The sequence below is a fragment of the Aquiflexum lacus genome (assembly GCF_015476655.1).
Taxonomy (GTDB): domain Bacteria; phylum Bacteroidota; class Bacteroidia; order Cytophagales; family Cyclobacteriaceae; genus Aquiflexum; species Aquiflexum lacus.
In genome coordinates, this window is record NZ_JABFHF010000027.1 from 15,048 (window position 1) to 40,747 (window position 25,700).

A 25,700-nucleotide genomic window follows, 5' to 3' on the forward strand; every position below is an offset into this window, starting at 1 on the left:
GGCAATCTCTGGGGGGCGGAGGGAGAAGCGAGAGACGAGAAGCGAGAATCAAGAGGAAAAAAGGATGAAGGAGAAGGGATGAAGGTAGAAAAGGTTTGAGACAAGAAACAAGATCCAAAGCCTGCCCCGATACTTTTATCGGGGAACCAAGATCAAATTACAGCGGCAGGGAAAATTGTTTAATGTGCAATGCCCCATTCGCCACTGCCTACAAGGCGTACTAAGATCAGCTGATTATTACCAAGAAGGAATCACGGAACACCAGAAGCTGTCACCTAAGACAAGTAAAAGCAGACTCCAATTAAATACTTTAAACCGGGACATGCTCAATTAATACAATCAATAAACCACCACTCATCCTAATTTATAAAATGACCTTACAGGAGATACATAAGATTGCACAGCAGGGAGAAGGATTGAAGGTGGAATTCAAAAAGAAAGCTGCTTTTCCGGAAAAAATAGTCAGGGAATTGATTGCTTTGGCAAATACTGAAGGAGGGTATTTGCTGATTGGCGTGGATGATGATGGAACTGTAAGCGGTCAGCGTTTTATAGAAGAAGAAGTCTTTGTGATGGAAAAGGCCATTTCAGATTATATCAAACCCAAATTGGAATATCAATTACACATTTTGAAATTGAATCAAAAAAAAGGTGTTGCGGTATTCAGGATCAATCAGTCCGACAATAGGCCTCATTTTTTAATGGAAGAAAACAGAAAGAAAGCTTTTGTACGGGTCAGGGATAGAAGTATTCAGGCCAGTAAGGAAATGTGGGAAATCCTCAGAAGAGGGAGAATTCCGAAGGATATGGTTTTCACTTATGGAGAAAAAGAAAACATCCTGATCAAAACCCTGAATGATAAAGGCAAAATCACGCTAAAAGAATTTCAAAGCTTGGCAAAACTTCCGAGGTTTCTGGCTTCAAAAACGCTGGTCAGACTCGTTTTGGCCAATGTAATTAAAATAGTGCCTCAAGAAATAGAAGATTTTTACACCCTCAAAGAATCATAAAGGTAAGGATGTTCCATATTTTTGGTTGTACCCGGCTATTCCCTGAAGTCCTCCGGTATGGATAGCCAATAAATGAGACCCCTTAGGAAAATGATCCTTACGAATAAGCTCTATTATACCAAACATCATTTTACCTGTATAAACCTGATCCAAGGGAATTTGGAATTGATCATAAAACCACCGAATAAAATCAATCAGTTCCCGATTGGTTTTTCCATAACCTCCAAAATGAAACTGATTGAAAATCTGGTATTCCCACGAATGTTTAATGTTGAACTTTGAAAACAGGTTAGTCATTTCATCAAAAATGAAATCCCCTTTCAAAGCTGAAAATCCAAGAAGCTTTTGGTGCGGGGCGATGCTGTCCAACAAACCTGCAAAAGTACCTCCTGTTCCGATTGAGGTAGCGATATGTGAAAATTCATAGGTAGATTCATTTAAGATCTCCTTTGTCCCCTGAATGGCCAATTCATTTGTTCCCCCTTCGGGGATTAGGTAGAAATCACCGAATTCCTTTTCTAAACTTTGAATAATTTCCTCATCATTTTTCCTTCTGTAATCTGTCCTATTGATATAATGGAGATGCATCCCAGAAGATGCTGCAAAGGAAAGGGTTGGGTTTAAACGTTGATGTTCTTCTCCACGAATCACACCAATGGAAGCAAAACCCAGTTTTTTTGCGGCTGCGGCAACAGCAAAAATATGGTTGGAATAAGCTCCACCAAAAGTCAATAATACTGATTCCCCCAATCTTTGAGCTTCAATGAGGTTATATTTCAATTTAAAGAACTTATTACCCGAAGCTAGCGGATGGACTTGATCGAGTCTTTTGATGGACAGTCGAATTCCCTTTTCCTTCAATAAAGGAAAATCAAGCTCTTGTGTCTCTATTTGATGGGGAATTAACAACTCTTTGATTAATAATACCCCAAATATCCAAAACTTTATCAAATGCCCTTAATTTTGCATCATGGGAAATCAGATTGAACCGGAAAATTTTGAAGAGGATGAAGAAGTTGAGTTATTTGAGCACCACAGTTTTGTGGTGGACAAAGGGCAAAGTTTGCTTAGAATAGATAAGTTCCTCACTGACAAAGTAGCCAACTCCACTAGGAATAGGGTTCAGAATGCCATTGAAGCAGGAAATGTTCTGGTGAATGGCAAACAGGTCAAACCCAATTATAAGATTAAGCCTTTGGATGAGATCAAGGTTTACATGGAAAAGCCTGTAATGCATACCGAAGTAATTGCAGAACCCATTGCGCTTGATATCATTTTTGAAGATGACTACCTTTTGATCGTTAACAAGCCCCCGGGAATGGTAGTCCATCCGGCCCATGGAAATTGGACCGGGACACTTGTCAATGGATTGGTATATTATTTCAATCAGCTTCCAACCTTGCCAGGAAATACAGGAAGGCCAGGTTTGGTACATAGGATAGATAAAGACACCTCAGGACTTCTGGTAATTGCGAAATCGGAAATTGCCATGACAAATCTGGCAAACCAGTTTTTCCACCATGATATTGACAGAACTTACTTGGCATTGGTTTGGGGAGAACCTAATGAAGATGAGGGAACGATTGTCGCCCATGTAGGTAGAAGTGCAAAAAACAGAAAAGTGATGGAGTCATTTCCTGATGGTTCTCAAGGAAAACATGCTGTTACCCATTGGAAAGTCATCAAAAGGTTACGCTATGTCACGTTGATCCAATGTAATCTGGAAACCGGTAGAACCCACCAAATCCGGGCCCACATGAAGCATATTGGACATCCCTTGTTCAATGATGCGATGTACGGAGGTGACAAAATCAGAAAGGGAACCCAATTTGCCAAGTACAAGACTTTTATACAAAACTGTTTTGACCTGATGCCTAGACAAGCATTACATGCCAAATCCCTTGGCTTTGTTCACCCCATCACTAAGGAAAGAATGTACTTTGAAACTACTCTGCCTAGTGATTTTTCAAATGTTCTTGAAAAGTGGGAGAATTACGTTAAATATGAGAATTGAGTGCTGTTGAAATTCAAAATCCAGGAATGATAATAGGTTAGGTTTTGGCAATTACTGCCTTCATTGATAACCCTTTAATTATTAATGAACCCATAATCCAAATTGGAAACTCAATTAGCATTGTTAAGTTATTAAAAGTGGTGCTTTCGCAATCGATTTAAAATTAATTATTTTTAAAAAAATGTAAATATTTTACAAATACTGTATTTTTTCTTTAATATTTTTACATTATTATTAGAATTTGAGATTTCTAATTAAATTTGTATCGTTGATAACAGCAATGAATATTTAATCATTGTAGTGTAGGATTAAATCAAGGAAGAAGTTTTGAAGAAAAACTTCGGAGGTTCGAAACCTTCTCCTACATCCGGTTATTTTGGGTTTATTGTTAATTGACTAAAGCTGTGAGATTTTGTTTCACAGCTTTTTGTTTTTAAATACAGCCTATCATAAAATTTCGACTTCTTGATTGTTGGTATTTTGTAACATTACCCATTGAAAAAACCCTAATATTATTCTCTATTTCAATAGTTAATTATCATATATGTATTTTTTTTATCTTTTCATTTTAAATAATGTAAAAAAAATATCTTTTATTTAATTTAATTTTAATAAATCGATCCCTTTCTTAATTTTGATCCATTCTTAAGCATTCAAATCTGATATGGAGAGTTTGCCAAGGAAGTATACGCTGCAAAAAGTGCAGTCAATTCATTGTAGGATGTTGAAACTGGCAGACAAGCCCTCCTGTCTCGGGGGTGGGGAATCCGATTATTTCGGTTCGGATAAAGTGCATCAAGAGCTCTGATGCTGCCTAACTACCCCGTGGAGGTTCGAATCCTTCTCCTACAGCAAAAGCTTTCGTTTTATCAAATAATTAGGCAACCGCATTGTTTTTCAGGAAACAGGAAAATGGTTGCCTCTTTTTTTTCAAGACAAAATCAAAATCCTTATCGCTATTTTTCCAAAGCATTTGTATTACTTTTACTTGCGTAGTTTGTATTATGGAAAACGAAAAGCAAGATAAAGTAGCAAAAAATAAGCGATACAGAAAATACTTCAAAATAAGTGGTATTCTTATTCTGGTATTGGTTTTTCTGCAAGCGGCATTTTATTTCGGTTCAGATTTTCTCTTGAGAAACTACCTGAAAGAAAAGGTCAATCAAGCCTCGAACAACAAATATGAAATAGATTTTGACCGATTTTATATCCTGCTCATTCAAAGGGGCATCTCTTTCAAAGGTTTAAAAGTAAATCCTGTGGAAGATAAATTCGTGGAGCTTGATGATGCACCCTATTACCGAATTTCAATTCCTGATATTTCACTGACAAGATTAAATTACCTTTTTAGGAAAAGAGAATTTATTGTAGGCAATATAGATTTGATCAATCCTGCAATTGACTTCAGTTTGAAAAAAGGGGATTCCTATGAACCTGCAACTGATGAAACTCCACTCCATATCTTGCAAGATGAAATCAAAAAATCCTTTTTAGGAACAAGTTTAAAAGAAATCCGGATCAAAAACGTCAATATAAAAGAGGCGGACTTACTGCTCAAGAATTTCATCTCACAAAAGGCCATCAAAGCAGAAAACACAAGCATTTATCTAAAAGATATTCAGCTACTTCAAATGAGGTCACCTGAAACACCTTTTAATGCTGAGGGCTTTTCCTTTGAGTTGCAGAATTTTGAAATCTTGCTTTCAGATAGTGTGCATACCATAAAATCATCCGAAATAAAAGTCTCCTCAATTGATCAATACATAGAAGCGATAAAGGTGAACATCACCCCGGACTTTAGCAAAGGTTCTTCTTCTTATTTTGAGGTTGACCTTGAGGATTTGCTCCTCAGCGACGCTGATATCAACAAGGTTTTTTATACATCCGAAGTAGAGGTCGGTGAACTCAAATTGCAGAGACCATCATTCAATCTTTTCTCTAGTGCAAGGCCTGGAAGGAAAGATCTTAATCCGGAAGCATTTGATCTTTATAACCTGATAGAGGGGATTTTGCAATCCATCAATATCAAACATTTCGAAATTGAAGAAGGGAAATTCACGCAAAGGTCTACCGCTGACCCTGATAATTATAGGATAAAGGCCGAGAGAATAGATTTCAATATGGAAGATTTCTATGTAGGCCCAAATGAATCCAAAAAAACCAATCAGTTCTTCTATGCCAATCAGGCATCAGTGGAATTATTTCAGGTGGATTTGGCCTTGGGAGACAGTCTTCATTGGATACAAGGGGAATATGTGAGACTTTCATCTTTTGATGATGAAATAAAAATTACAGGGTTTAAGCTTTTCCCCATCAATGAAGATCAAAAGCAAGAGGGGAAAACTCTGTTGGAAATTGAGGTTCCTGAATTGATGATCAACAATGCCAATCTCAAAAAAACATACAATCAGGGCATCATTGATATCAATGAAATCGTCATCAACAATCCTGACATCCTTTTGAGGGATGTTCAGGGCGGAAAAAATCAAGCGGGGGCCTTTGATATAAAAAAAATATCGAAAGATTATCTAGAGGGCATCTATGTAAATCGCTTGGTCATCAAAGAAGGTTCACTTGTTGTGGACAACAAAATCAGAATTAGGCAGGACAGTCTTTCATTCGGCAAAGTAAGTATTGTCTTAGAGAATTTTGCCTTGGATCAGGAAACAGAAGAATCCGAAAGCAAAGGAATATTTTGGGCAGACCACCTACAGCTTGAATTGGAGGATTATGCGCTTAAATTAGCCGATAACCTTCATGTCTTCAAAGCCGATCGGGTATTTATAGATACCAAAAGTGGTCAGATTATGATCAATGCTTTCGCACTTCAACCCTTCAACAAAAGTCAGATACAGTCATCAGTGGACAGATATGGGGTCAGTACTGCCTTGGACATCTTCGTGCCCCAATTTCAGGCAACGGGTGTGGATATTCCGCAGGCCTACTTTGATGGAATCCTTAAAGTAAGGCAAATTCGGGTTCCTTCTCCCAAAATCAACCTTTATAGATACCGGACCAAAGTTGAGGACGATTCTGAAAAAATGGACAGTGGGGAAATGTTGGGTTTACTGACCAATTACTTTTCGGAAGTAAAGGTAGACTCTGTTATCATTCAACGTGCAACCTTGAATTATGAAAACTTGGTAGGAGAAAGAACCAGGACCTTCTCTGAAGACAATGTTTCTGTTGCAGTAAAAAACTTTCACATCTATGAAGGAATCGACTCTGATGCCATCAATTCTCTTTTTTCAGAAGAAGTGGATCTAAGTCTCAATAATTATGTCTTCAACATAGCCGGCGGTAAATATAACCTTCTTGCAGACAGGATCAATTTCAATACCGCAACAGAGGAAATCATCACTAGAAATGTAAGGCTTACTCCGAGCGAAGTGTTTTCGGATAAAACCAGAATTACCGCAAATATACCCTCTCTCTCCTTCAGAGGGGTTGATCTGGAAGCTTTCTTATTTGACAATACCTTGAGCCTTGAAATGGTCAAACTTTCAGGATCTGCTGTAGAGATTCTGATTAACAATGACTGGCAGGAAACAGAAGCACAGTCTGCGAGAAGAAGAGGAAGAGACAGAACTCTCCCCAAAAATATCGAAGTGGTCATGATTGATTCAATCGAAGCCGGCAATGCACAATTCAGTCTTTCTTTTAGGGATAAAGGAATTCAGCGGGAATTGATCAATACCGGAATTAATTTAAGCGTTTTTGATTTTCTCCTTGATTCGGCAAAAATAGCAAAAGGTGAAATTGCAGGCTTCTTTGGAGGAATGTCATTGGGTATTGATGAGTTTTGGCTAACCCTAAATGACAGTATCCATCAGGTGACTTTCTCCAAAGTAGAACTTGATACCAGGTATGAAGGAATTTTGGTCAATAATTTCCGGATCATTCCCAAAAACCTCTCAGGAAAACCAGGTATTCCGGTTTTTTCAGGACATATACCGACTGCATTGATCAAAACAAATTCTTTAGCTGAATTGCAGACGAGCAAAGATCTTTGGATAAAGGAACTAAGACTTTATAGGCCCGATCTTGAAGTTTTTATTGATCAAGTGAAACTTGATATTGCAGGCAATGACAAAGACCCCAGCAAAAAAAGATTATTGGAAAGTTTAAGGATTGATGAATTTGAAATTGTTGAAGGAGACATCGGGATTTTCGATAAAAACTCATCAAAACTTCCACAAGAGTTTAAATCTTTCAATTTTGGACTTGAAGACTTGCGATTTGATTTAAAAGATCTCAGTGGATTGGATAGGAAAAAATTGCTGAATAAAGATTTTCAACTGACCCTGCCCAATTATGAAATCCTGCTCAAGGACAGTTTGAATAAACTGAAAATCGGACTGATTTCATTGACCAATAAGGAAATAAAACTCACTGATGTAGATTTCACACCAAGATATGGCAGGTTTCAATATAGCAGAAAAGTCGGGTTACAGACTGATGTGGCAAACATCCACATTCCTGTCATAATAATCGATGGTGCTGACCTTGATGGTTTCATAGAAAATGAAATTTTTACAGCCAAATCAATCAGAATCAGCGATATCAATGCCGATCTTTTCAGAGATAAAAGATTTCCAAGAAATGAGGATGTTTACAAGTCAATGCCTCAGGAATTGATGAAAAGGGCTGGAATTCAGTTATCTGTAGATTCATTGTTCATTGTCAATGCTACTATTAACTATTCTGAATTCCCCGAGAATGGCATGGTTCCCGGCAATCTTTCATTCAATAAGATGAATGTAGCCATTTACCCTCTTCACCTGAGCAAAGAAAATGAACCCTTTCCCGTCGATGAAATTTCTATTCTGGCTAATGCAAAACTCTATGATCAAGCAGACCTGAATCTTCAGGGACATTTATTTTTTGAAAAACCATTTCCTATGACAATCAGTGCTCAAATGGGTGAATTTGACCTGGATTATTTGAATCCAATCCTTCAATCCAATGCTTTTGTAAAAGTCGTCCGAGGAAAAATACATGGTGCTGATTGGTCATTTACAGCGGACGAAGTTGATGCAGTAGGAAACATGATTTTGTTGTATTCGGATTTAAAGCTGGAATTATTGGATGAAAGAACCTTGGAGAGAGGTACCGGAAGAAAATCCATCCTGACCTTTGTCCTCAATACTTTTGCAGTCAGAAGCAATAACCCAAGAAGATATCTCCGAAAACCCATCAGCTCCAAAATTTATGAACCCAGGGATACCACTCGCTTTATATTTAATTATTGGTGGAGAACAACCCTGAGCGGTTTAAAAGGTAGCCTTGGACTGGGTCAGCCAAAAGTGCCAAAAAAGAGGAAGCTGGAAGCTGAAGAAAGACGGCGAAAAAAGAAAGAAAAATAGAAATATCGCTAGGGAACTTGCTAGACGCAAGATGCTAGATACGGGAAGCGACAGGTTTAGAAACAAGTTACAACAGAAAGAAGGATAAAGATGTAAGAAACGAGATGTTCGAGATATGCCTTCCGGCAAGGTGAAGTGAGGGACGAAAAGAAGAGAATGACGAATTAAGGACCTCGCATCAATTATGGATTTTTACAAAAAAAAGCGGCAGAAAAGCCGCTTTTTTTAAAGATTGAAGGACCTCTTTAAGGTTTCCACATAATCGAGTTTTTCCCAAGTAAAGAGTTCTACATCGAAAGTCAATGTCTTGCCATCAGGAGTTTTAAATGTTTTCGAGACCACTTCATTTTCTCTTCCCATATGACCATAAGCCGCAGTTTCTTCATAAATAGGATTTCTCAGCTTCAGCCTTTGTTCTATGGCATAAGGACGCATGTCGAAAAGCTTCTCTACTTTTTTGGCAATCTCTCCGTCACTCAATGACACCTTGGAGGTTCCATAAGTATTGATATAAATCCCCATTGGTTTGGCCACACCAATGGCATAGGAAACTTGAACCAATATTTCATCGGCTATTCCTGCTGCGACCATGTTTTTGGCGATATGTCTGGTAGCATAAGCTGCAGAACGGTCGACTTTGGATGGGTCTTTACCTGAGAAAGCTCCACCTCCATGGGCCCCTTTTCCACCATAAGTATCAACAATGATTTTTCTACCTGTCAGACCAGTATCACCATGAGGACCGCCGATTACAAATTTTCCCGTAGGATTGATATGGTAAGTGATTTTATCTGTGAATAATGCCTGAATTTCTGGTTTCAGTTGTGCCACCACCCTTGGTATCAGAATATTGATCATATCCTCTTTGATCTTAGCCAGCATGGCAGGTTCATCATCAAAGTCATCATGCTGGGTAGATACAACCACTGCATCAATTCTTTGAGGCACGTTATCATCAGAATATTCTATGGTTACCTGCGCCTTGGCATCTGGCCTGAGATAGGTGATATCCTCGTTTTCTCTGCGCAAAACAGCCAATTCTTTCAAAATCCTATGCGAAAGATCCAAAGCCAAAGGCATATAATTATCTGTTTCTTTGGTGGCATAACCAAACATCATCCCTTGGTCACCTGCACCTTGTTCTTCAGGATTTGTCCTATCGACACCTTGATTGATATCAGGAGACTGTTCATGAATCGCAGAAAGAACCCCACAGGAGTTTCCGTCAAACATGTATTCACCTTTCGTATAACCGATTCGATTGATCACATCCCTTGCGATTTTCTGAACATCCAAATAGGTCTCGGACTTAACTTCTCCGGCAAGTATTACCTGACCGGTGGTAACAAGCGTTTCACAGGCAACTTTCGAACGGGGATCAAAGGCCAAAAAATTATCAATCAAGGCATCTGAAATCTGGTCGGCGATTTTATCGGGATGACCTTCAGATACTGATTCTGAAGTAAATAAATAAGGCATATAAATAATCGGTTTTAACGCATTTTCTAATGGTGCGTAAAAATAAGGTTTCAAAGGGAAATAAAAAATTGAAAAAAATTTAGAGCTGATTCAATAAGAATAATGAGGGGGAGTTGGAACTTAAATATTAATACTATATTTTTAATTGATTTTAATACAATTATGTCGCAGAATAGTTTTATCCCATTATTCGCTGCTTTAATGATCGTACTTTTTCATCATTGCGCTCCAAAAGAAAATATACCTGAAATCAAATTTGATCTGCACGGTGAAAGTAAACTCACTTTTTCCAATTCAAGTAAATCGGATGTGTGGATCAAATTTGAAAAATGGTCCAGTATTCCCGTTGATTATATAACTGTAGATACGCTCATAGTTTCTGGTGCCGATTTTCAGATTAACCTGAAAAACCATAGTATGGATTATATCCATTGGGATTTAAATAAAGTTAATATTGATATTTTTATGCTTCCGGGTTCGGATGAAACCATTACTATTTATGAAAATGATTCGATTAATTTCTCTGGCGGATTAAGTGAAATCAACCAATTTCTTTATCAAAACTCCAAAAAGGACCTAAGCTTTAACAAGCTTAATCATGTCCGTGCCATGGCAACTCATGGAGAAAAAGATTTTATGCGTTTCATCGAAAAAAGTGACTCAATTCATCAGATACAACTAAAAAACCTCGAATCTAACAAATCGCAATTGCCTGATTGGTACGTCAACCTTGAAAAGGAGAGACTGAACTATAGGAATGTAGCAAGTAAGATGAACAGCATATCCTACAGGAAAAATATGCTTAAAACTGAAGATGAGATTCCTAATGGATTTATGGAAGGATTGATACAATCCGTACAATTGGAAAATGAGAAATTTATTGGGGAGTCAAATTACATGCTTTTTCTACATGAATACGGCAATTTTCACAGCCAAAAAATATCCATTATAGAAACTGATAGTAGCGATGCCAAACAATCATGGATGATATTGAAAGCACAAGAAATTGATAAATTATTTACCGGTAAAGTGAAAGATGCCTACTTAGCTGAATTGACAAGCATGTTGATTAAAAATGCCAGATCGGAATATGATGCTATGGTTTTAAATTATTTCACTGATGAAGAATTACGGGATTTAATCAGGGAGTACTATGAATCGAGTGTGACATTGAAGCCTGGGACACCAATGCCCTATTTCTTTCTTGAAAATCAAATGGGAGAAGATGTAGAATCCAGAGACTATCTCGGAAATATTTTGCTGATCAACTTTTGGGCAGATTGGTGCAAGCCTTGTATTGAGGAATTCCCTCATGAGAATGCTTTAGTGGAAAAATACCAAGGGAAACCAGTCAAAATCCTCAATATCTGTATTGAGTCCAACCGTGAGAGATGGAAAGAATACATCCTCAGATATGGCCTAAAAATGGACAACCTATTTGCAGGAGAGAATTGGACCAAAAAACTTAAAAGTTCTTATGACATCAGTGGCATCCCGCATTCGGTGCTCATAGACTGGAATGGAAATATTGTTGAAAACAGGACTAAAACTGCGAGTAAGGGAATAGATAAATTGATTGATGAGTTGTTAGGGGAAATGAAATCACCCTTTTAATCATTACCTTTGTCCTCCATATAACCAATCCCAAAACCCTCATGAACGAAAGGTATATGCAAAGGGGTGTTTCTGCCTCCAAAGAAGATGTACACCAAGCGATTTCGAAATTAGATAAAGGACTTTTTCCTAAGGCATTCTGCAAAGTTGTGGAAGATACCTTGGGAAATGACCCTGATTTCTGCAATATCATGCATGCCGATGGGGCAGGTACCAAGTCATCGTTGGCCTACATGTACTGGAAGGAAACAGGTGACTTGAGTGTCTGGAAAGGTATAGCCCAAGATGCCATCATCATGAATATTGATGACCTAATTTGTGTCGGTGCCATCAACAATATTCTTGTCTCTTCAACCATTGGTCGAAATAAAAATCTCATTCCCGGAGAAGTAATTTCAGCCATTATCAATGGCACAGAAGAAGTCCTTCAAATGCTGAGAGACCATGGTGTCAATGTAGTCCTTACCGGTGGTGAGACTGCTGATGTGGGTGACCTTGTCAGGACTGTGATTGTGGACAGCACCGTAACCTGCCGGATGAGAAGGGATGAGGTGATCTCAAATGACAAAATCAGACCCGGAGATGTTGTAGTTGGCTTAGCCTCTTCCGGTCAGGCAACCTATGAAGACTTTTACAATGGGGGCATGGGTAGCAATGGACTGACCTCAGCCAGACATGACGTTTTCAACAAATTGCTCAAAACTAAGTTTCCTGAAAGTTTTGACCCTGCAGTACCCGATCAGTTAGTCTATACGGGTAAGTACAACCTGACCGACCCTGCACCAGGACTTCCGGTGGATATGGGCAAGTTGGTGCTTTCTCCAACAAGAACTTATGCCCCTATCATGGTGGATGTTTTGAAATATCTTCGTCCTAAAATCAATGGAATTGTACATTGTAGCGGAGGGGCACAAACCAAGGTGCTCCATTTTGTGGATAATGTACATGTGGTCAAAGACAACCTCTTCGATACACCTCTGCTCTTCAGAACCATTCAGGAAGAAAGCGGGACCGATTGGAAAGAAATGTACAAGGTATTCAATATGGGACACCGCTTAGAAATATACCTAGAAGAAAGGTATGCCGAAGAAATAATCGACATTGCCGAAACTTTAGGCGTTGAAGCCAAAATAATTGGAAGAGTTCTGCCTTATGAAGGGAAAAAAGTAACCGTACAAGGACTTCATGGTACCTTTGAATATGAATGATAATCAAGAGAAATGAATAGTCTGGATTATACAACAGTTTAAGTGATCTGGGTCAAACAGGAATTTCTTTCTGATTTTTTACCTTCGTGTAATTTAGTATATTCCTAAACCCAAAATAAAATCAGATGCCCTCCTCCATTGCTCACCGAATTTTCAAAGTATTTGCGTGGATATTGGGTATCATAGTATTTTTGGCTTTGGCTACTTTGACCAGGGTGGATTGGAGGGACTATAAAGAAATGGATTATTACCATGAAACGATGGCTCATTTAGATACCCTCAGCATTCAATCCACTGAAGGTGAAACATGGTTTGCAGGTTGGTCATCTGTAAATGCGACACCAAACAGTCCGGCGAAATTAGTAGGATACAAGCCTCGCGGAAGATACCAATTTGTACAGGATAGCAGCTTTGTAAAAACTTTGGTTGTCGGCAACGGCAAATCAAATGTTGCTTTTTTGAATTATGAACTGATGATTGTACATCCCTATCTTTTTAAAAGAGTTCATGAAGCTATCGAAAAAGAAAATCTTTCACTTGATCATATATATTTTACCGCTACCCATACCCACAGTGGCATGGGCGGATATATTCCTGGTATAGTTGGAAAGTTAGCACTTGGGGGAAAAGACGAAAAAATAATCAATTTATTGACGTCAAAAACGATAGCAAGTCTGAAAGAAGCAATTAACAGTCAGGATTCAGTAGCTATTATTTTTCAAAAATCCAGAGCAGATTCATTGGTAGCTAATCGACTGATCGCAGAAGATCCAATAGATCCGTTCATCCGCCAAATGATCTTTGAAAAAAGGAACGGTCAAAAGGCAGTCATACTCACCTTCAGTGCTCATTCCACTATTTTGAATTCAAAATTTATGGGCCTGTCAGGCGATTACCCTCATTACCTAACAAAAATCATGGAAGATTCAGGCTATGAGTTTTCACTTTTTGCCGCGGGTACTGTTGGTAGCCATAGGCCAGTACCAAGTGGAAATCAGGCAGAAAATGTGCTGGAATATGCAGAAGATCTTCATAAAAATATAGAAGGAAACATAGTATTCAATGAAAAAAATAGCCAAAATAACTTGAATACCGCTGAAATTCCTTTGGAACTTCGGAAAGCACACTATAGGATCAGGGAAAAGACACGACTAAGACCATGGATTTTCAATTTGGTATTTGGAGATACCAATCCACATTTCGATATGGTCCAAATCGGAAACACTTTGTTTATTAGTTCAAGTGGGGAGATTTCAGGAGTATTTATGTCCGAATGGGAATCGCTCGCCAATGAAAAAGGCCTAAACCTGATCATAACCTGCTTCAATGGAGGTTACATTGGCTATATCACTCCTGACGAATATTATAATTATAAACTTTACGAGGTTAGGGATATGAATTGGTTTGGCCCCTACAATGGCGCTTATTTTGATGAAATCATTCAAAATCTCATCGAAAAAGCAAAGTGAAATTTAATAGTTAAATTATAATCAATACTAGCGGTAAAATAAAAACAGCTTCCATCTTTTGACGGACCATCTCCAAATCTTTACCAATGGAAGCAAGCTGAATAAGGTGAAACAAAAGCATTGCCAAAAGCAAGCTGGAGTGAATCCTAAAATAGGAAGGTTGCCAAAAGAGGATTACCATCAAAAACACAAGGCAGATAATCCCCAAGATCCAAATGAGGTTAAATAATTGAGATTTTGATAGTAAAACTAAAATTGATCCAAATCCATCATTTTCGTCACCCTTTTTATCGATATAGGAAAGAATTAAGAGATTTATTAATGCAATGATCAGATATCCTGTAAGCATCAAAAAATAAGTTTTCTCATCATATTCTGGATCCTTTAATAACCAAGGAACCAAAGTAATTCCTATAACATAAAACAAAGCAGTGGAAATTTCTTTGAGCCAGGATAATTTTTCGCCCATCCATTTCAAAAAGCCCATCCATAACGTCATCATGAAGGCTAAAATAATACCGGGAATAACCACGAAATGAACCTCTTGACTTAGAATCAACAAAGAAAAGCCCGTAATACCTACCACTAGCCAAACCAATGATATGACCTTAAAATACTTTTGATGAAATTGGTGTCTCGGTGAAGAGGCTCTTTTGTTTATCATTCTGGCATCTGCCAAATGGTCTAAGGTATAGATGCCCCAAACTGCTATTCCAAGTATAAAATAGGACAAAAGTGGGCTAGAGGTTTCAAGGATTTCCGAAAAAAAATACATGCCAGCCATCGAACCCAATACCACATCCAGTGACATGAGGTTAAAAAAGTGCAAGGTTCTTGTAAAAACTTTCATGAAGCATAAAGATAAAGTCTATAAATTTAAACGCTAAAATCAATTACATCTCTTATTAATTAATAAATTGACACGTATATACGCAATGATGCCAGTAAAATGGTAATTCAAAATAATTTCCGCGGTAAACTGAAATGTCATGTACCTGCCTGCCGGCAGGCAGGGGACTTCCTATCTGTTTTTTATAGAATATTGGATTACTGACAAAAAAGCGGATAAACATTTAAATTGATTCCTATAAATCTCAAACCATGAAAAAATTACTTTTAGCTCCATTTCTGTTTCTTTTCCTGATTTCTTTGGCATTTGCACAAGACAAAATCAAAGTCGCCTGTGTTGGAAACAGCATCACCCAAGGACCTGGTAGAGAGCATCCCGAAAGTTACCCACTCCAATTACAGGAAATCCTTGGAGATACCCATGAAGTCAAAAACTTTGGTGTAAGCGGAAGAACATTGCTCAAAAAAGGGGATTATCCTTATTGGAACGAAGCCCAGTTTGGCGAGGTAAAAGAATTTCAGCCTGATGTTTTGATTATCAAATTAGGGACGAATGATTCCAAATCCCAAAATTGGAAATATCAAGATGAATTTGTCCAGGATTATATAGAACTAATTGACACATTCAAAAAATCCATGCCCAAAAAGGGGAAAGTTTATATCTGTATTCCAGTACCTGTTTTTAAAACAAACTATGGAATCACTGAAGATATTTTGGTAAATGAAATGAGACCAATGCTACTAGAAATTGCCAAAAAAACCAAGTCACAGATCATTAACCTATATGACCCTTTATTGGGGCATTCCGATTTATTACCAGATGGCATTCATCCTAATACTCAAGGATTAGCCATCATGGCAACCGAGGTAGCAAGAGTCATAAAATAAAAAAAGCTGCCTGGGAGACAGCTTTAGGGTTTAATTGTTATATATGTTTTAATTGCCTTCCAGGGCATTGGCACCGGCTACAATCTCAAGGATTTCATTTGTAATGGCAGCCTGACGCGATCTGTTGTAGAGCAATTTCAATTCTTTCAATAAATCTCCGGCATTTTCTGTAGCCTTATCCATTGAGGTCATCCGCGCTCCATGTTCAGAGGCATTACTTTCCAACACTGCTTTGTAAAATTGGGTTTTCAATGCAGTTGGAACAAGATCTTGAACAACATATTCTTTGGAGGGTTCAAGGATGTAATCGGTATTGCTTACCGCGGTAGCCTTAGCTGCATTTACACCCATCGGAAGAAATTGCTCCACAGTCAAATCTTGGACAGCAACATTCCTGAAATGATTGTAAACCATCATGACACGATCAAACTTTTTAGAAGCAAAGCTTTCCATGACATACAGGGCAATTTTACGGACCTCATCATAAGATACGTCAGAAAAAATCCCATAGTAATCAGGATTTACCTTATATCCCCTTTTTGAAAAAGATTCAAAGGCTTTTTTCCCTAAAGGAAGTATGGTAACATTTGAATCTTTGAATTCTGTTTCAACCAATTGTACTCCCGCTTTGATTGCATTCGAGTTAAATGCACCACAAAGTCCTTTATCTGAAGTCATCACAACTACCAGCACATTTTGAATTGGTCTTTTCTCGGCATAAACCACTTCCAACTCACTTCCCATACCCGAAATCACATCATTCAGGATAATAGTCAATTTTTGGGAATAGGGACGCATTTTAAGGATTCTATCTTGGGCTCTACGTAGCTTGGCAGCCGCTACCATTTTCATGGCACGGGTAATTTGCTGGGTAGAAGTCACCGAAGTGATTCTTTGTTTTACTTCCTTAAGGTTTGCCATAAGAGGATATAGTCAGAAATAAATATTTTAGAACAGGTCTTGAAAAGATTTACTTTATCAAGACCTATTTATTGATGAATTATTGTTTGGCATACTTTGCAGACAAATCCTTAGCTGCACGCTCAAGGATTTTTCCGGCTGCATCGATATCATTTTTCAAAATCAACTCCAATGCCTCAGGATGACTGCTTTTCAGGAGATTGAAAAACTCTTTTTCGAATTGTCTTGCCATGTCAACAGGGATACTATCCATGAAACCTTTGGTAGAAACATAAATTATTGCAACCTGGTATTCTACAGGTACAGGTGAATATTGTGCCTGTTTGAGGATTTCTTGGTTTCTTCTACCTCTTTCAATGGTCCTCTTGGTAGTGGGATCCAAATCTGATCCGAATTTAGAGAAAGCCTCCAATTCACGGAACTGAGCCTGATCTAGTTTCAGTGTACCGGCTACCTTTTTCATAGATTTGATTTGGGCATTTCCACCAACTCTCGATACAGAGATACCAACGTTGATCGCCGGACGAATACCCGAGTTGAAAAGGTTGGTTTCCAAGAAAATCTGACCATCGGTAATGGAAATTACGTTCGTTGGAATATAAGCTGAAACGTCTCCGCCCTGAGTTTCAATAATCGGCAGAGCAGTTAAAGACCCTCCTCCTTTAACCAAATGTCTGATAGATTCCGGCAAATCGTTCATTTGCTTGGCAATTTCATCAGAGTCATTGATTTTAGCTGCTCTTTCCAACAATCTTGAATGAAGATAGAATACATCACCTGGATAAGCTTCACGTCCCGGTGGTCTTCTCAATAGCAAAGATACCTCTCTATAGGCTACTGCCTGCTTGGAAAGGTCATCAAATATAATCAACGCAGGACGACCGGTATCTCTCACAAATTCCCCGATACAAGCACCTGTAAAAGGAGCAAAAAACTGCATTGGAGCTGGGTCAGAAGCTGCTGCTGATACTATTACAGAATATGGAAGTGCTCCACCTTTTTCAAGTGCTGCTACAATACTAGCTACTGTAGATGCTTTTTGACCAATGGCAACATAAATACAGAATACAGGTTCACCCCTATCATAAAATTCTTTTTGATTTAGAATAGTATCAATGGCCACAGCAGTTTTACCTGTCTGACGGTCACCAATAATCAATTCACGTTGACCTCTTCCGATTGGAATCATGGAGTCAATCGCTTTGATACCTGTTTGAAGTGGTTCGGTCACCGGCTGTCTGTAGATTACCCCAGGAGCTTTACGTTCCAAGGGCATTTCATAAAGTTCTCCTTCTATCGGACCTTTCCCGTCAATTGGGTTACCAAGGGTATCCACAACCCTTCCCAACATGCCGTCACCTACTTTGATAGAAGCAATTTTCTTGGTTCTTTTGACATTATCTCCCTCCTTCACCAACTTGGAATCACCAAACAATACCGCACCAACATTGTCTTCTTCTAAGTTGAGCACCATTGCCTTTAGCCCGTTATCGAACTCCAGCAATTCACCAGCCTGGGCTTTGGTAAGTCCATATATACGGGCTACACCGTCACCCACTTGGAGTACGGTTCCCACTTCTTCAAGTTCAGCCTCAGTTTTGACATTGGAAAGTTGTTCTCTCAATATCGCTGAAACTTCATCAGGTCTAACTTGTGCCATTATATTTTTATTAAAATGTTATTCGATGATTTTAGTATGTTTTGACGAAATATCTTTGTCCAAATCTGAGTCGTAAGATTCTCAATTTATTGCTGAGTGAGTCGTCTAGTAATTTATCGTTGACTTTGAGTACAAAACCACCGATAAGGTCTTTATTGATTTTTTCCACCAACTCTACTTTATCGAGTCCAGAGATCTCATTGACTATTTCAATGAAGCTTTTCTTCAGGTCCGCAGTTAATGGTAAAGTTGTAGTCACTTCAGCAACTTGTATCCCCTTATGCAGATTGTATTGCCTTAGAAACTCATTTGCGGTGGTTAAGAGTACATCAGATCTATTTTTTCTAGTCACTATTTCAAAAAAAGTTATCGTAATGGGATTGGCTGTTTTTCCAAAAAGTATTTTGAGGATTTTTATCTTCTTATCAGCGGATACAATTGGGCTGTGCAGCATAAGAACAAAATCTCTGTTTTCCGATGCAACCGACAACAATTGATGAACATCAGCCATTACCGCTTCCAGTTGATTTTTCTCAACAGAAAGCTCTAACAAAGATTTAGCGTAACGGGATGCAACTTTTATTTCTGACATAATTAGTTCAGCTTAAGATCGTTTACTAATTCCTCGACCAATGCCTGCTGTGCAGTGTCTTCGGAAAAGTTTCTCTTTAAAAGTTTTTCAGCGATTGCAAGTGATAAAATACCAACCTGAACCTTCACCTCTTCCAAGGCGGCAAGCTTTTCGGTTTCAATCGCAACTTTTGCGTTTTCGATCATTTTTTTACCTTCGAGGGATGCTGTGCTTTTGGCCTCTTCGATCATATTTTTAGCAGTCTCACTTGCTTTGAGCAACATCTCATCTCTTTCAATCTTAGCCTCATGAATGATTTTCTCATTTTCTGCTTTAAGATTGGACATCTCATTTCTTGCAATTTCTGCTGATTTCAGAGCTTCTTCAATGCTCTTTTCTCTCTCATCCAAAGCTGATAGGATAGGTTTCCAAGCATACTTGGAAAGTAGAAAAAGAACGATCAGAAATCCAAGAGCGGACCAAAAGATCAAACCTAAACCTGGAGTAATAAGTCCCATATTGAATTTATTTATTTGTTATAATACTTGTCCAATTCAAGAAAGATAGAGGTTGGCCTAGCGCCAACCTCTTGATTCTTTTTACAAAGAGTAATCACCCAATGCAATTAGTAGACAAACTACTACTGCAAACAGGGAAACCACCTCAATAAGTGCAGCGATAATCAACATGGCGGTTTGGATTTTTCCAGCTGCCTCAGGTTGACGGGCAATGCCCTCCATCGCTTGACCACCGATTCGACCAATACCTAGACCTGCGCCTATTGCAACAATTCCAGCACCGATACCAGCACCCATAAGTGCAAATCCGGCAGTTAATAAGATTGAAGTTAACATACTTGTTAGTTTTTATAAATTGAACAAAGAAATTACTTAATTAATGATGATCATGTTCTGCGACAGCCATTCCAATATACATGGCTGAAAACAGGGTGAATACGTAAGCCTGAATTGTAGCTACCAATATCTCAATGAAATTGATGAAAACCACCATCACTGTACTGGCTAGCCCTACTGCAAAAGATTCAAAAACAAAAATCAAAGCAATAAAACTCAAGATTACAATATGCCCCGCTGTGATGGCTACAAAGAGTCGGACCATTAAAGCAAAGGGCTTGGTAAATAGGCCAATAATTTCTACTGGCACAATAATTAACAATAAAGGAACAGGTACACCGGGAGTTGCGAAAACGTGTTTCCAATAATCCTTATTTCCATTGACATTGGTTATGATAAATGTAATGATTGCCAATGTAAATGTTAATGCGATATTTCCGGTAAAGTTGGCTGCCTCAGGAAATAAACCCAATAGATTACCGATCCAAATAAAGAAGAACAATGTCAAGAGATATGGAGTAAACCTCATGTATTTCTTATGGCCGATATTTGGCAACGCAATCTCGTCCCTGACAAAAATAATAATAGGTTCAATAAATGATGCTATTCCCTTAGGTGCTGTTCCCGGATGTTTTCTGTAGTGCTTTGCAGCTGAAAGCATCAAGTAGAGAATAACCGCGATGATGATGAACATCATCATCACATTTTTGGTAATGGAAAAATCGTAGAATGCTCTGGATTCATCTAGGGCATGTAGGGTATAGTCTTCATCAATATAATATCCGCCAACACCATAATCTTTTCCGAATTTGTGTGTGTCATGATTTTGGAAATTAGAAGACATGAAAAATTCCAAACCTTGATCCGGAGAATAAATTATTACCGGTAATGGAAGTGTCACATGCGTATGACCGATGGTAGCAAAATGCCACTCATAATTATCCATCACATGTGGCAGGAGAAATCCTGTTTTACTCTCTTCATCTCCTGCTGCTTGCACAACATTTGAAAAACCTAGCCAAAATACTGATATTAAAATACTTAGGCAAAGAAATTTACGGACCATCAAATGATTTTTTAGTACCTAATTTGAATTCGGGCGCAAATTACTTATTAAGGTGTATATATCAAACAATAAGTAAAAGAAATAAATCGCAAAGAAATTGACCACAAACAAAATTAAATTTTCAGTACCTATAAAGAGAAGAACTGCAACAAAAGCAATGCTTGCTAAAAACCGGATGGCTATGGCACCCAAAAGAATATTCACGGAATTTTCTTTGCTCAGTTCTAATAGGTAATGTGTGAACATTCCCGTCAGCCAGGTTAATAAAACAAAAAATGAAAGGATAATCCACATGGTTTCATGCACCCAATCAGGTTTGATGAATTCCTGCAAGATGTAAATGATACCTGCTATTATCAGAGAATAAAACAATAATTTAGCAGTCAGTTTTTTTATGGCTTTCATTCGAATGGCATGTAGCCCGCAAAACTATACTTTTTTATTATTATCCTCTGATTTTTCATCATTTTTCATGCTGATGAACAGTTGATAAAAAGCAATCAAAATGGAAAGAAAACAAAACAGTAACAGCCACACCGGAAATCTCATCTGGCTTTTTTGTTGGACATACCATCCAAACCAGGTTCCAAGCCCAATGATTGTGAAAAGCTGAAACGAAAGACCTATATATTTGAGATAGGTATTAGAGTGAGGCAATTTGTTTTTTGGGTTGCTCTTCACTTTGGTTGGATTTGGATACCACCAAGGATTGGGTTGAAGATGTCATCTGACATTTTCCATTGAAAACAGCACCGTTTTCGACAACCAGTTTCTGTGTGGTTATATTACCTGTAACAATTGCTGATTTGTTGAGATAAAGGGTCCCGGAACAATGTACCTCTCCTTCTACTTTACCTGAAATCTCTGCATCGGGGGAAGAAAGGTTCCCTTTGATGATGGCAGAATCTCCAATTACAATCTTGGTCTTGGATTGAACTATACCTTCCAAGTGTCCTTCGATACGAATATTACCGGCTGCATTGATATCACCCACAATTTTTGTTTCTTTTGAAATTACATTTGTGGAGTTTACCATCTCTACTGCAGATTTTTTTTCAATTGTTTTGTTGTTGTTGTTGAACATAGCTAATCAAATGTTATGAATTCTTGGGGATTAAGTGGGGTACCTTTGTACCAAAGTTCAAAATGAAGATGTTGACCGGAAGTGAGTTCTCCTGTGTTGCCTATGATGGAGATGATCTCTCCTCCTCTGACTACATCTCCAATCTGCTTCAATAATACCGAATTATGTTTATAAATTGAAATCAATTCGTTGGAATGTTGGATGCCAATGATATAGCCTGTGTCCAAAGTCCAGGTGGAAAGTATCACTGTTCCATCTGCAATGGTTTTTACAGGTTCATTTTCTTTCGCTACGATATCCACTCCGAAGTGGTCATCCTGTGGGGCAAATACTGATGTGATCACCCCTTTGATAGGTGAAAAGAAAAATGTCTCTATAAAAGTATTATTTGAAACCTCAATCTGTCCAGTAAAGTCCAATGGCATTCCTTTGAATTCTTCAAGAATGCTTTTGGTGGCTTCACTTGGCTGAAAAGATTCAGGACGCCTTGTTGCTTCAAGGGTAATGGTATCCTCCAACAAAAATGGATCAAAATCACCTTCCCCATCAATTACCCTTTGAATATTTGACAAATAATTGTCTTTTTGTCGCACTGTATTGGAAAGAGAATCGACCATATCAGATAGGGCAATTATCTTTGCTGTATTCTCAGACTCCATATAGACCGGGTCAAACCACTGTCTAAGGATGGTTTTGGTCATAAGAAGCGAAAAACCAAACACCAACAAAAAAAGAAAGGAAAACAGGATGATGATCCTCCCAAAAGAGATGTTAAATGATCCTAAAACGGAAAAATCCTGTTCTTTTCGGATGACAAAAAGATATTTCGCCGTTAGCCAGTTTGCTATTTTTTTCTTCAGACTCAAAATTTTACTATTTGATTTGGGGATTCAAAAATATAATAATAATTCAAAGCGTTTACTAAATTACATCATTTACAGTAATTTGGGACAATTATGGCAAAGGCGTTAGCATGAACCGATTCAAATACCTCTTTCTTACTATCATCACCCTGTTGGTACTATCCTGTTCCTCAGAGCGCAACACCTTTACCAATAGGATGTATCACAATACAACGGCAAAGTATAATGCGTATTTTTATGCAAATGCGAAAATTGAAGAACTCGAAGCGGGCATTCAACAAAATCACAGGGAGGACTTCAGTCAGGTACTGCCTGTTTTTTATACCATAGACAGTGCTTTTATTGAACAAAACGAGGAGTTGCTGACAGAAGTCAGAGAGTTTGCGTCCCGGGCCGTTGATTGGCACAGGATTTCAAAATGGAAAGACCCCAGTTATTTTTTGATTGGGATGGCAGATTACTACAACGCAGAATTTGATGATGCTGCCAATACCTTTAGGTATCTCAATGTAAACAGCAAAAAGAAGAAAATCCGGCACCAAAGTCTTATCCAATTGATGAGACTATATACCGATCAGAAAAACTTTGATGATGCCACTTATGTGATTGATTTTTTATCCAAAGAATCCGGCATAAGTAAAGAAAATAAATACCGCCTTTTCAAAACGCTAGCATATTATTATGACAGTAGGGAAGACATTAATGGAAAGGTAGGTTCTCTCGATAAAGCCCTTGGTTTTACAAAAGACAAAAAGGAGAAGTCAAGAATCAACTTTATCCTTGCCCAACTCTATCAAAGAGAGGGTCTTGATGCCTTGGCCTATGACTATTATTTGGAAGCTGTAAAAGGCAATCCCCCCTACGAAAGAAGTTTCTTCGCACTTTTATATGCCCAACAGGTAGCGGAACTTAACAAAAGTAAAGACATCAAAAGGGTAAGAAGTTATTTTGATGACCTGTACAAGGACAGTAAAAACAATGATCTAAAGGATGTTATCCTTTATGAAAAGGCACTTTTTGAATTAAAACAGAATGAGCTGGAAGAAGCCGAAATTCTACTCCGAAGAGCAGCTAAGGAAGAGGGTAGTAACCCAATCCAAAAAGGATATATCTATGAAAAACTTGCTGAAATAAGTTTTGATATCAAAAATGACTTCAGAGCCGCTAAGTTCTATCTCGATAGTGCACTGACACATTTCAGACCGACAGATTCTTCCTATGATTTTATTATCGCAAGAAAAGAAATCTTAGACAGGTATGTTGCCAACTATGACACAGTAGAAAAATATGACAGTCTTATCCAACTCAGTGGCCTCAGTCGCGAGGAACAAGAATTAATTGCCGAGGCATTTATAAAAAGCGAGGAAGAAAGACTATTACTTGAAGCAGCTAAAGAGGACCAACCCAAATCAACCGGGATTTTTGACAACTTATTAGCTTTTGGCGGGAGAGGTGGGGGTGAATCCTTTTACTTTGACAATGCCGTAGCCTTGCAGCAAGGTTCTATTGATTTTTATCGAAATTGGGGCAATAGACCCTTACAGGATAATTGGAGAAGAAATGTTCAGAGTTTACAATCCACCGCAACAAGTTCTTCCACCACTGATCTGGATGAAGCAAGGAATTCAGAAGAAGAATTAAACTCAGAAGAAAATACCGCTCTTTCACAAATTCCCGATTTGGAGACGCTATTGGCACAAATACCCAGTGATCCTGAGCAAATTCAAATCATGAAATTAGACTTGGAGAAATCTTATTTTGAATTGGGCAAGATTTTATTTTTTGACCTGAAAGTTCCCGAGATCAGTATAGAATACCTTGAGAGCTTAATAACCAAATATCCCAACACCATCAAAAAACCTGAAGCCTATTACATATTATATCTGGCCAAAAAAGAAATCGGTGCAGATTTTGAGGCCTACGCACAGCGATTGAACAGAGAATTTCCCGAATCACCCTATACACTTTCGGTAAACAATCCAGAGGGGAGTGTTGGAAATTTAGCATATTTGGAATCATCCAAAAACTATAAGCAAGCCTATGAAATGTATTACAACAGGCAATATCAGACCTCAAGGGAATTGATACGTACTACTCTTGAGGCTTATCCACTTACCAGGAACACTGATAGGCTTTTGCTTTTGGATATTATGGTTTCAGGCAAGATCGATGAAACTGACCGATATAGACAAAGACTCGAAAATTATATCCAAACTACCGAAAACGAAGAATTGACAAAAATGGCAAGAATTATGCTTGGAGCATTGACAGGTGAAAGTGATGGTTTAAATGCAGATGATCTAGAAGAGGCTTTGGATGAAAATATTGAAGATGAAGATCAGGAAGAAGCAGAGAATGATGATCAGGAAGACGGTATCGAAGAAAGTCCTTACAGTGAAAATCCTAATCAAACCCATATATTTGTGATCGTTCTTCCCTCAGATCAATCCAAAGAGTCCAAAAACCTATTGGCAGACCTTGAAGTATTCCACTCTCAAAATTACGCCAGTTCAAGACTCCGTACAGGCAATATGAACCTTAGCCGTGAAAATGTGATTTTCATAGTAAGTCCTTTTAATAATTCAGAAAAAGGCATTGAATACAGGGACAAATTTCTGAACAGTTTCCAAACAGCTGCCATGTCTGATGAAGACAAGGCAAATACTTTCCTGATTTCAATCGAAAATTTCCAGGAATTGAACAAAAGAAAAAATCTGGATGAATACAGATCCTTCTATAAAAAAACATACCAATAAATTACCCCCATCATTAATTTTAGAATTT

21 protein-coding genes are annotated in these 25,700 nt (G+C 38.1%); 8 read left to right on the forward strand and 13 right to left on the reverse strand.

The features are described 5' to 3' along the window. Positions 1–371: 371 nt before the first annotated feature. Positions 372–1,010, forward strand: coding sequence for an AlbA family DNA-binding domain-containing protein (locus tag HMJ38_RS19740; protein WP_194976165.1), 639 nt, complete (start codon positions 372–374; stop codon positions 1,008–1,010). Here HMJ38_RS19740 and HMJ38_RS19745 read toward each other — a convergent pair. Further along, positions 1,005–1,961, reverse strand: coding sequence for a 1-aminocyclopropane-1-carboxylate deaminase/D-cysteine desulfhydrase (locus HMJ38_RS19745; RefSeq protein ID WP_228780162.1), 957 nt, complete (start codon positions 1,959–1,961; stop codon positions 1,005–1,007). The two genes, HMJ38_RS19740 and HMJ38_RS19745, sit on opposite strands and share 6 nt — an antisense overlap. A 19-nt stretch (positions 1,962–1,980) precedes the next feature. Between HMJ38_RS19745 and HMJ38_RS19750 the strand changes: the two genes are divergently transcribed. Both HMJ38_RS19750 and HMJ38_RS19755 read left to right on the forward strand, forming a co-directional pair. Beyond that, positions 1,981–3,024, forward strand: coding sequence for an RluA family pseudouridine synthase (locus HMJ38_RS19750; protein ID WP_194976166.1), 1,044 nt, complete (start codon positions 1,981–1,983; stop codon positions 3,022–3,024). 1,004 nt (positions 3,025–4,028) lie between these two features. Continuing rightward, positions 4,029–8,390, forward strand: coding sequence for an AsmA family protein (locus tag HMJ38_RS19755; RefSeq protein ID WP_194976167.1), 4,362 nt, complete (start codon positions 4,029–4,031; stop codon positions 8,388–8,390). 225 nt (positions 8,391–8,615) lie between these two features. Here the strand turns inward: HMJ38_RS19755 and metK are convergent, their stop codons facing one another. Continuing rightward, positions 8,616–9,869: a methionine adenosyltransferase gene (gene metK / locus HMJ38_RS19760; protein WP_194976168.1), complete on the reverse strand. Its 1,254-nt coding sequence runs from the start codon at positions 9,867–9,869 to the stop codon at positions 8,616–8,618. A 162-nt stretch (positions 9,870–10,031) separates the two neighbouring features. Between metK and HMJ38_RS19765 the strand changes: the two genes are divergently transcribed. The 3 genes from HMJ38_RS19765 (at position 10,032) to HMJ38_RS19775 (ending at position 14,160) form a co-directional block, all read left to right on the forward strand. Continuing rightward, positions 10,032–11,483: a TlpA family protein disulfide reductase gene (locus tag HMJ38_RS19765; protein ID WP_194976169.1), complete on the forward strand. Its 1,452-nt coding sequence runs from the start codon at positions 10,032–10,034 to the stop codon at positions 11,481–11,483. Positions 11,484–11,524: 41 nt separating this feature from the next. Next, positions 11,525–12,691 carry an AIR synthase related protein gene (locus HMJ38_RS19770; protein WP_194976170.1) on the forward strand — a complete coding sequence of 389 codons (1,167 nt, stop codon included), beginning with the start codon at positions 11,525–11,527 and terminating at the stop codon, positions 12,689–12,691. Positions 12,692–12,816: 125 nt separating this feature from the next. Continuing rightward, positions 12,817–14,160 carry an alkaline ceramidase gene (locus HMJ38_RS19775; protein WP_194976171.1) on the forward strand — a complete coding sequence of 448 codons (1,344 nt, stop codon included), beginning with the start codon at positions 12,817–12,819 and terminating at the stop codon, positions 14,158–14,160. Between the two features lie 10 nt (positions 14,161–14,170). Here the strand turns inward: HMJ38_RS19775 and HMJ38_RS19780 are convergent, their stop codons facing one another. Further along, positions 14,171–15,010 carry a hypothetical protein gene (locus HMJ38_RS19780; RefSeq protein ID WP_194976172.1) on the reverse strand — a complete coding sequence of 280 codons (840 nt, stop codon included), beginning with the start codon at positions 15,008–15,010 and terminating at the stop codon, positions 14,171–14,173. A 251-nt stretch (positions 15,011–15,261) separates the two neighbouring features. Between HMJ38_RS19780 and HMJ38_RS19785 the strand changes: the two genes are divergently transcribed. Further along, the gene (locus HMJ38_RS19785) at positions 15,262–15,897 is read left to right on the forward strand and encodes a GDSL-type esterase/lipase family protein (protein WP_194976173.1); all 636 of its coding nucleotides are present in this window, start codon (positions 15,262–15,264) and stop codon (positions 15,895–15,897) included. Between the two features lie 48 nt (positions 15,898–15,945). On the opposite strand, the gene atpG is transcribed toward HMJ38_RS19785, so the two are convergent. The 10 genes from atpG to HMJ38_RS19835 all read right to left on the reverse strand — a co-directional run bounded on the left by atpG (position 15,946) and on the right by HMJ38_RS19835 (position 22,919). After that, positions 15,946–16,818: an ATP synthase F1 subunit gamma gene (gene atpG, locus HMJ38_RS19790; protein ID WP_194976174.1), complete on the reverse strand. Its 873-nt coding sequence runs from the start codon at positions 16,816–16,818 to the stop codon at positions 15,946–15,948. Between the two features lie 79 nt (positions 16,819–16,897). Continuing rightward, positions 16,898–18,478, reverse strand: coding sequence for a F0F1 ATP synthase subunit alpha (gene atpA, locus HMJ38_RS19795; protein ID WP_194976175.1), 1,581 nt, complete (start codon positions 18,476–18,478; stop codon positions 16,898–16,900). 31 nt (positions 18,479–18,509) lie between these two features. Further along, entirely contained in the window at positions 18,510–19,070 is a 561-nt protein-coding gene (atpH, locus tag HMJ38_RS19800; RefSeq protein ID WP_194976176.1) for an ATP synthase F1 subunit delta, read from the reverse strand. A gap of 2 nt (positions 19,071–19,072) precedes the next feature. Then, complete coding sequence (atpF, locus tag HMJ38_RS19805; RefSeq protein WP_194976177.1) at positions 19,073–19,567, reverse strand: F0F1 ATP synthase subunit B; 495 nt, start codon at positions 19,565–19,567, stop codon at positions 19,073–19,075. An 81-nt stretch (positions 19,568–19,648) separates the two neighbouring features. Beyond that, entirely contained in the window at positions 19,649–19,903 is a 255-nt protein-coding gene (gene atpE, locus HMJ38_RS19810) for an ATP synthase F0 subunit C (RefSeq protein ID WP_194976178.1), read from the reverse strand. A 40-nt stretch (positions 19,904–19,943) separates the two neighbouring features. Beyond that, positions 19,944–20,969: a F0F1 ATP synthase subunit A gene (gene atpB / locus HMJ38_RS19815; protein WP_194976179.1), complete on the reverse strand. Its 1,026-nt coding sequence runs from the start codon at positions 20,967–20,969 to the stop codon at positions 19,944–19,946. Between the two features lie 18 nt (positions 20,970–20,987). Continuing rightward, positions 20,988–21,374, reverse strand: a complete 387-nt coding sequence (locus tag HMJ38_RS19820; protein ID WP_194976180.1) for a hypothetical protein — start codon at positions 21,372–21,374, stop codon at positions 20,988–20,990. A 24-nt stretch (positions 21,375–21,398) separates the two neighbouring features. Then, the gene (locus HMJ38_RS19825) at positions 21,399–21,650 is read right to left on the reverse strand and encodes an AtpZ/AtpI family protein (protein ID WP_194976181.1); all 252 of its coding nucleotides are present in this window, start codon (positions 21,648–21,650) and stop codon (positions 21,399–21,401) included. Then, positions 21,613–22,053, reverse strand: a complete 441-nt coding sequence (locus HMJ38_RS19830; RefSeq protein WP_194976182.1) for a bactofilin family protein — start codon at positions 22,051–22,053, stop codon at positions 21,613–21,615. The genes HMJ38_RS19825 and HMJ38_RS19830 overlap by 38 nt, the downstream gene beginning before the upstream one ends. Before the next feature lie 2 nt (positions 22,054–22,055). Then, the gene (locus tag HMJ38_RS19835; protein ID WP_194976183.1) at positions 22,056–22,919 is read right to left on the reverse strand and encodes a M23 family metallopeptidase; all 864 of its coding nucleotides are present in this window, start codon (positions 22,917–22,919) and stop codon (positions 22,056–22,058) included. Positions 22,920–23,026: 107 nt separating this feature from the next. On the opposite strand from HMJ38_RS19835, the gene porW reads away from it, so the two are divergent. Further along, entirely contained in the window at positions 23,027–25,672 is a 2,646-nt protein-coding gene (gene porW, locus HMJ38_RS19840; RefSeq protein WP_194976184.1) for a type IX secretion system periplasmic lipoprotein PorW/SprE, read from the forward strand. Positions 25,673–25,700: the final 28 nt, after the last annotated feature.

Bases quoted from the DNA above. Each gene is read 5' to 3' on its own strand.
- HMJ38_RS19740 (WP_194976165.1), top strand. From the start codon at position 372: ATGACCTTACAGGAGATACATAAGATTGCACAGCAGGGAGAAGGATTG.
- HMJ38_RS19770 (WP_194976170.1), top strand. From the start codon at position 11,525: ATGAACGAAAGGTATATGCAAAGGGGTGTTTCTGCCTCCAAAGAAGAT.
- atpB (WP_194976179.1), bottom strand. From the start codon at position 20,969: ATGGTCCGTAAATTTCTTTGCCTAAGTATTTTAATATCAGTATTTTGG.
- metK (WP_194976168.1), bottom strand. From the start codon at position 9,869: ATGCCTTATTTATTTACTTCAGAATCAGTATCTGAAGGTCATCCCGAT.
- atpA (WP_194976175.1), bottom strand. From the start codon at position 18,478: ATGGCACAAGTTAGACCTGATGAAGTTTCAGCGATATTGAGAGAACAA.
- HMJ38_RS19775 (WP_194976171.1), top strand. From the start codon at position 12,817: ATGCCCTCCTCCATTGCTCACCGAATTTTCAAAGTATTTGCGTGGATA.
- HMJ38_RS19780 (WP_194976172.1), bottom strand. From the start codon at position 15,010: ATGAAAGTTTTTACAAGAACCTTGCACTTTTTTAACCTCATGTCACTG.
- HMJ38_RS19785 (WP_194976173.1), top strand. From the start codon at position 15,262: ATGAAAAAATTACTTTTAGCTCCATTTCTGTTTCTTTTCCTGATTTCT.
- atpF (WP_194976177.1), bottom strand. From the start codon at position 19,567: ATGGGACTTATTACTCCAGGTTTAGGTTTGATCTTTTGGTCCGCTCTT.
- HMJ38_RS19755 (WP_194976167.1), top strand. From the start codon at position 4,029: ATGGAAAACGAAAAGCAAGATAAAGTAGCAAAAAATAAGCGATACAGA.
- HMJ38_RS19750 (WP_194976166.1), top strand. From the start codon at position 1,981: ATGGGAAATCAGATTGAACCGGAAAATTTTGAAGAGGATGAAGAAGTT.
- HMJ38_RS19820 (WP_194976180.1), bottom strand. From the start codon at position 21,374: ATGAAAGCCATAAAAAAACTGACTGCTAAATTATTGTTTTATTCTCTG.
- HMJ38_RS19765 (WP_194976169.1), top strand. From the start codon at position 10,032: ATGTCGCAGAATAGTTTTATCCCATTATTCGCTGCTTTAATGATCGTA.
- atpH (WP_194976176.1), bottom strand. From the start codon at position 19,070: ATGTCAGAAATAAAAGTTGCATCCCGTTACGCTAAATCTTTGTTAGAG.
- atpE (WP_194976178.1), bottom strand. From the start codon at position 19,903: ATGTTAACTTCAATCTTATTAACTGCCGGATTTGCACTTATGGGTGCT.
- porW (WP_194976184.1), top strand. From the start codon at position 23,027: ATGAACCGATTCAAATACCTCTTTCTTACTATCATCACCCTGTTGGTA.
- HMJ38_RS19830 (WP_194976182.1), bottom strand. From the start codon at position 22,053: ATGTTCAACAACAACAACAAAACAATTGAAAAAAAATCTGCAGTAGAG.
- atpG (WP_194976174.1), bottom strand. From the start codon at position 16,818: ATGGCAAACCTTAAGGAAGTAAAACAAAGAATCACTTCGGTGACTTCT.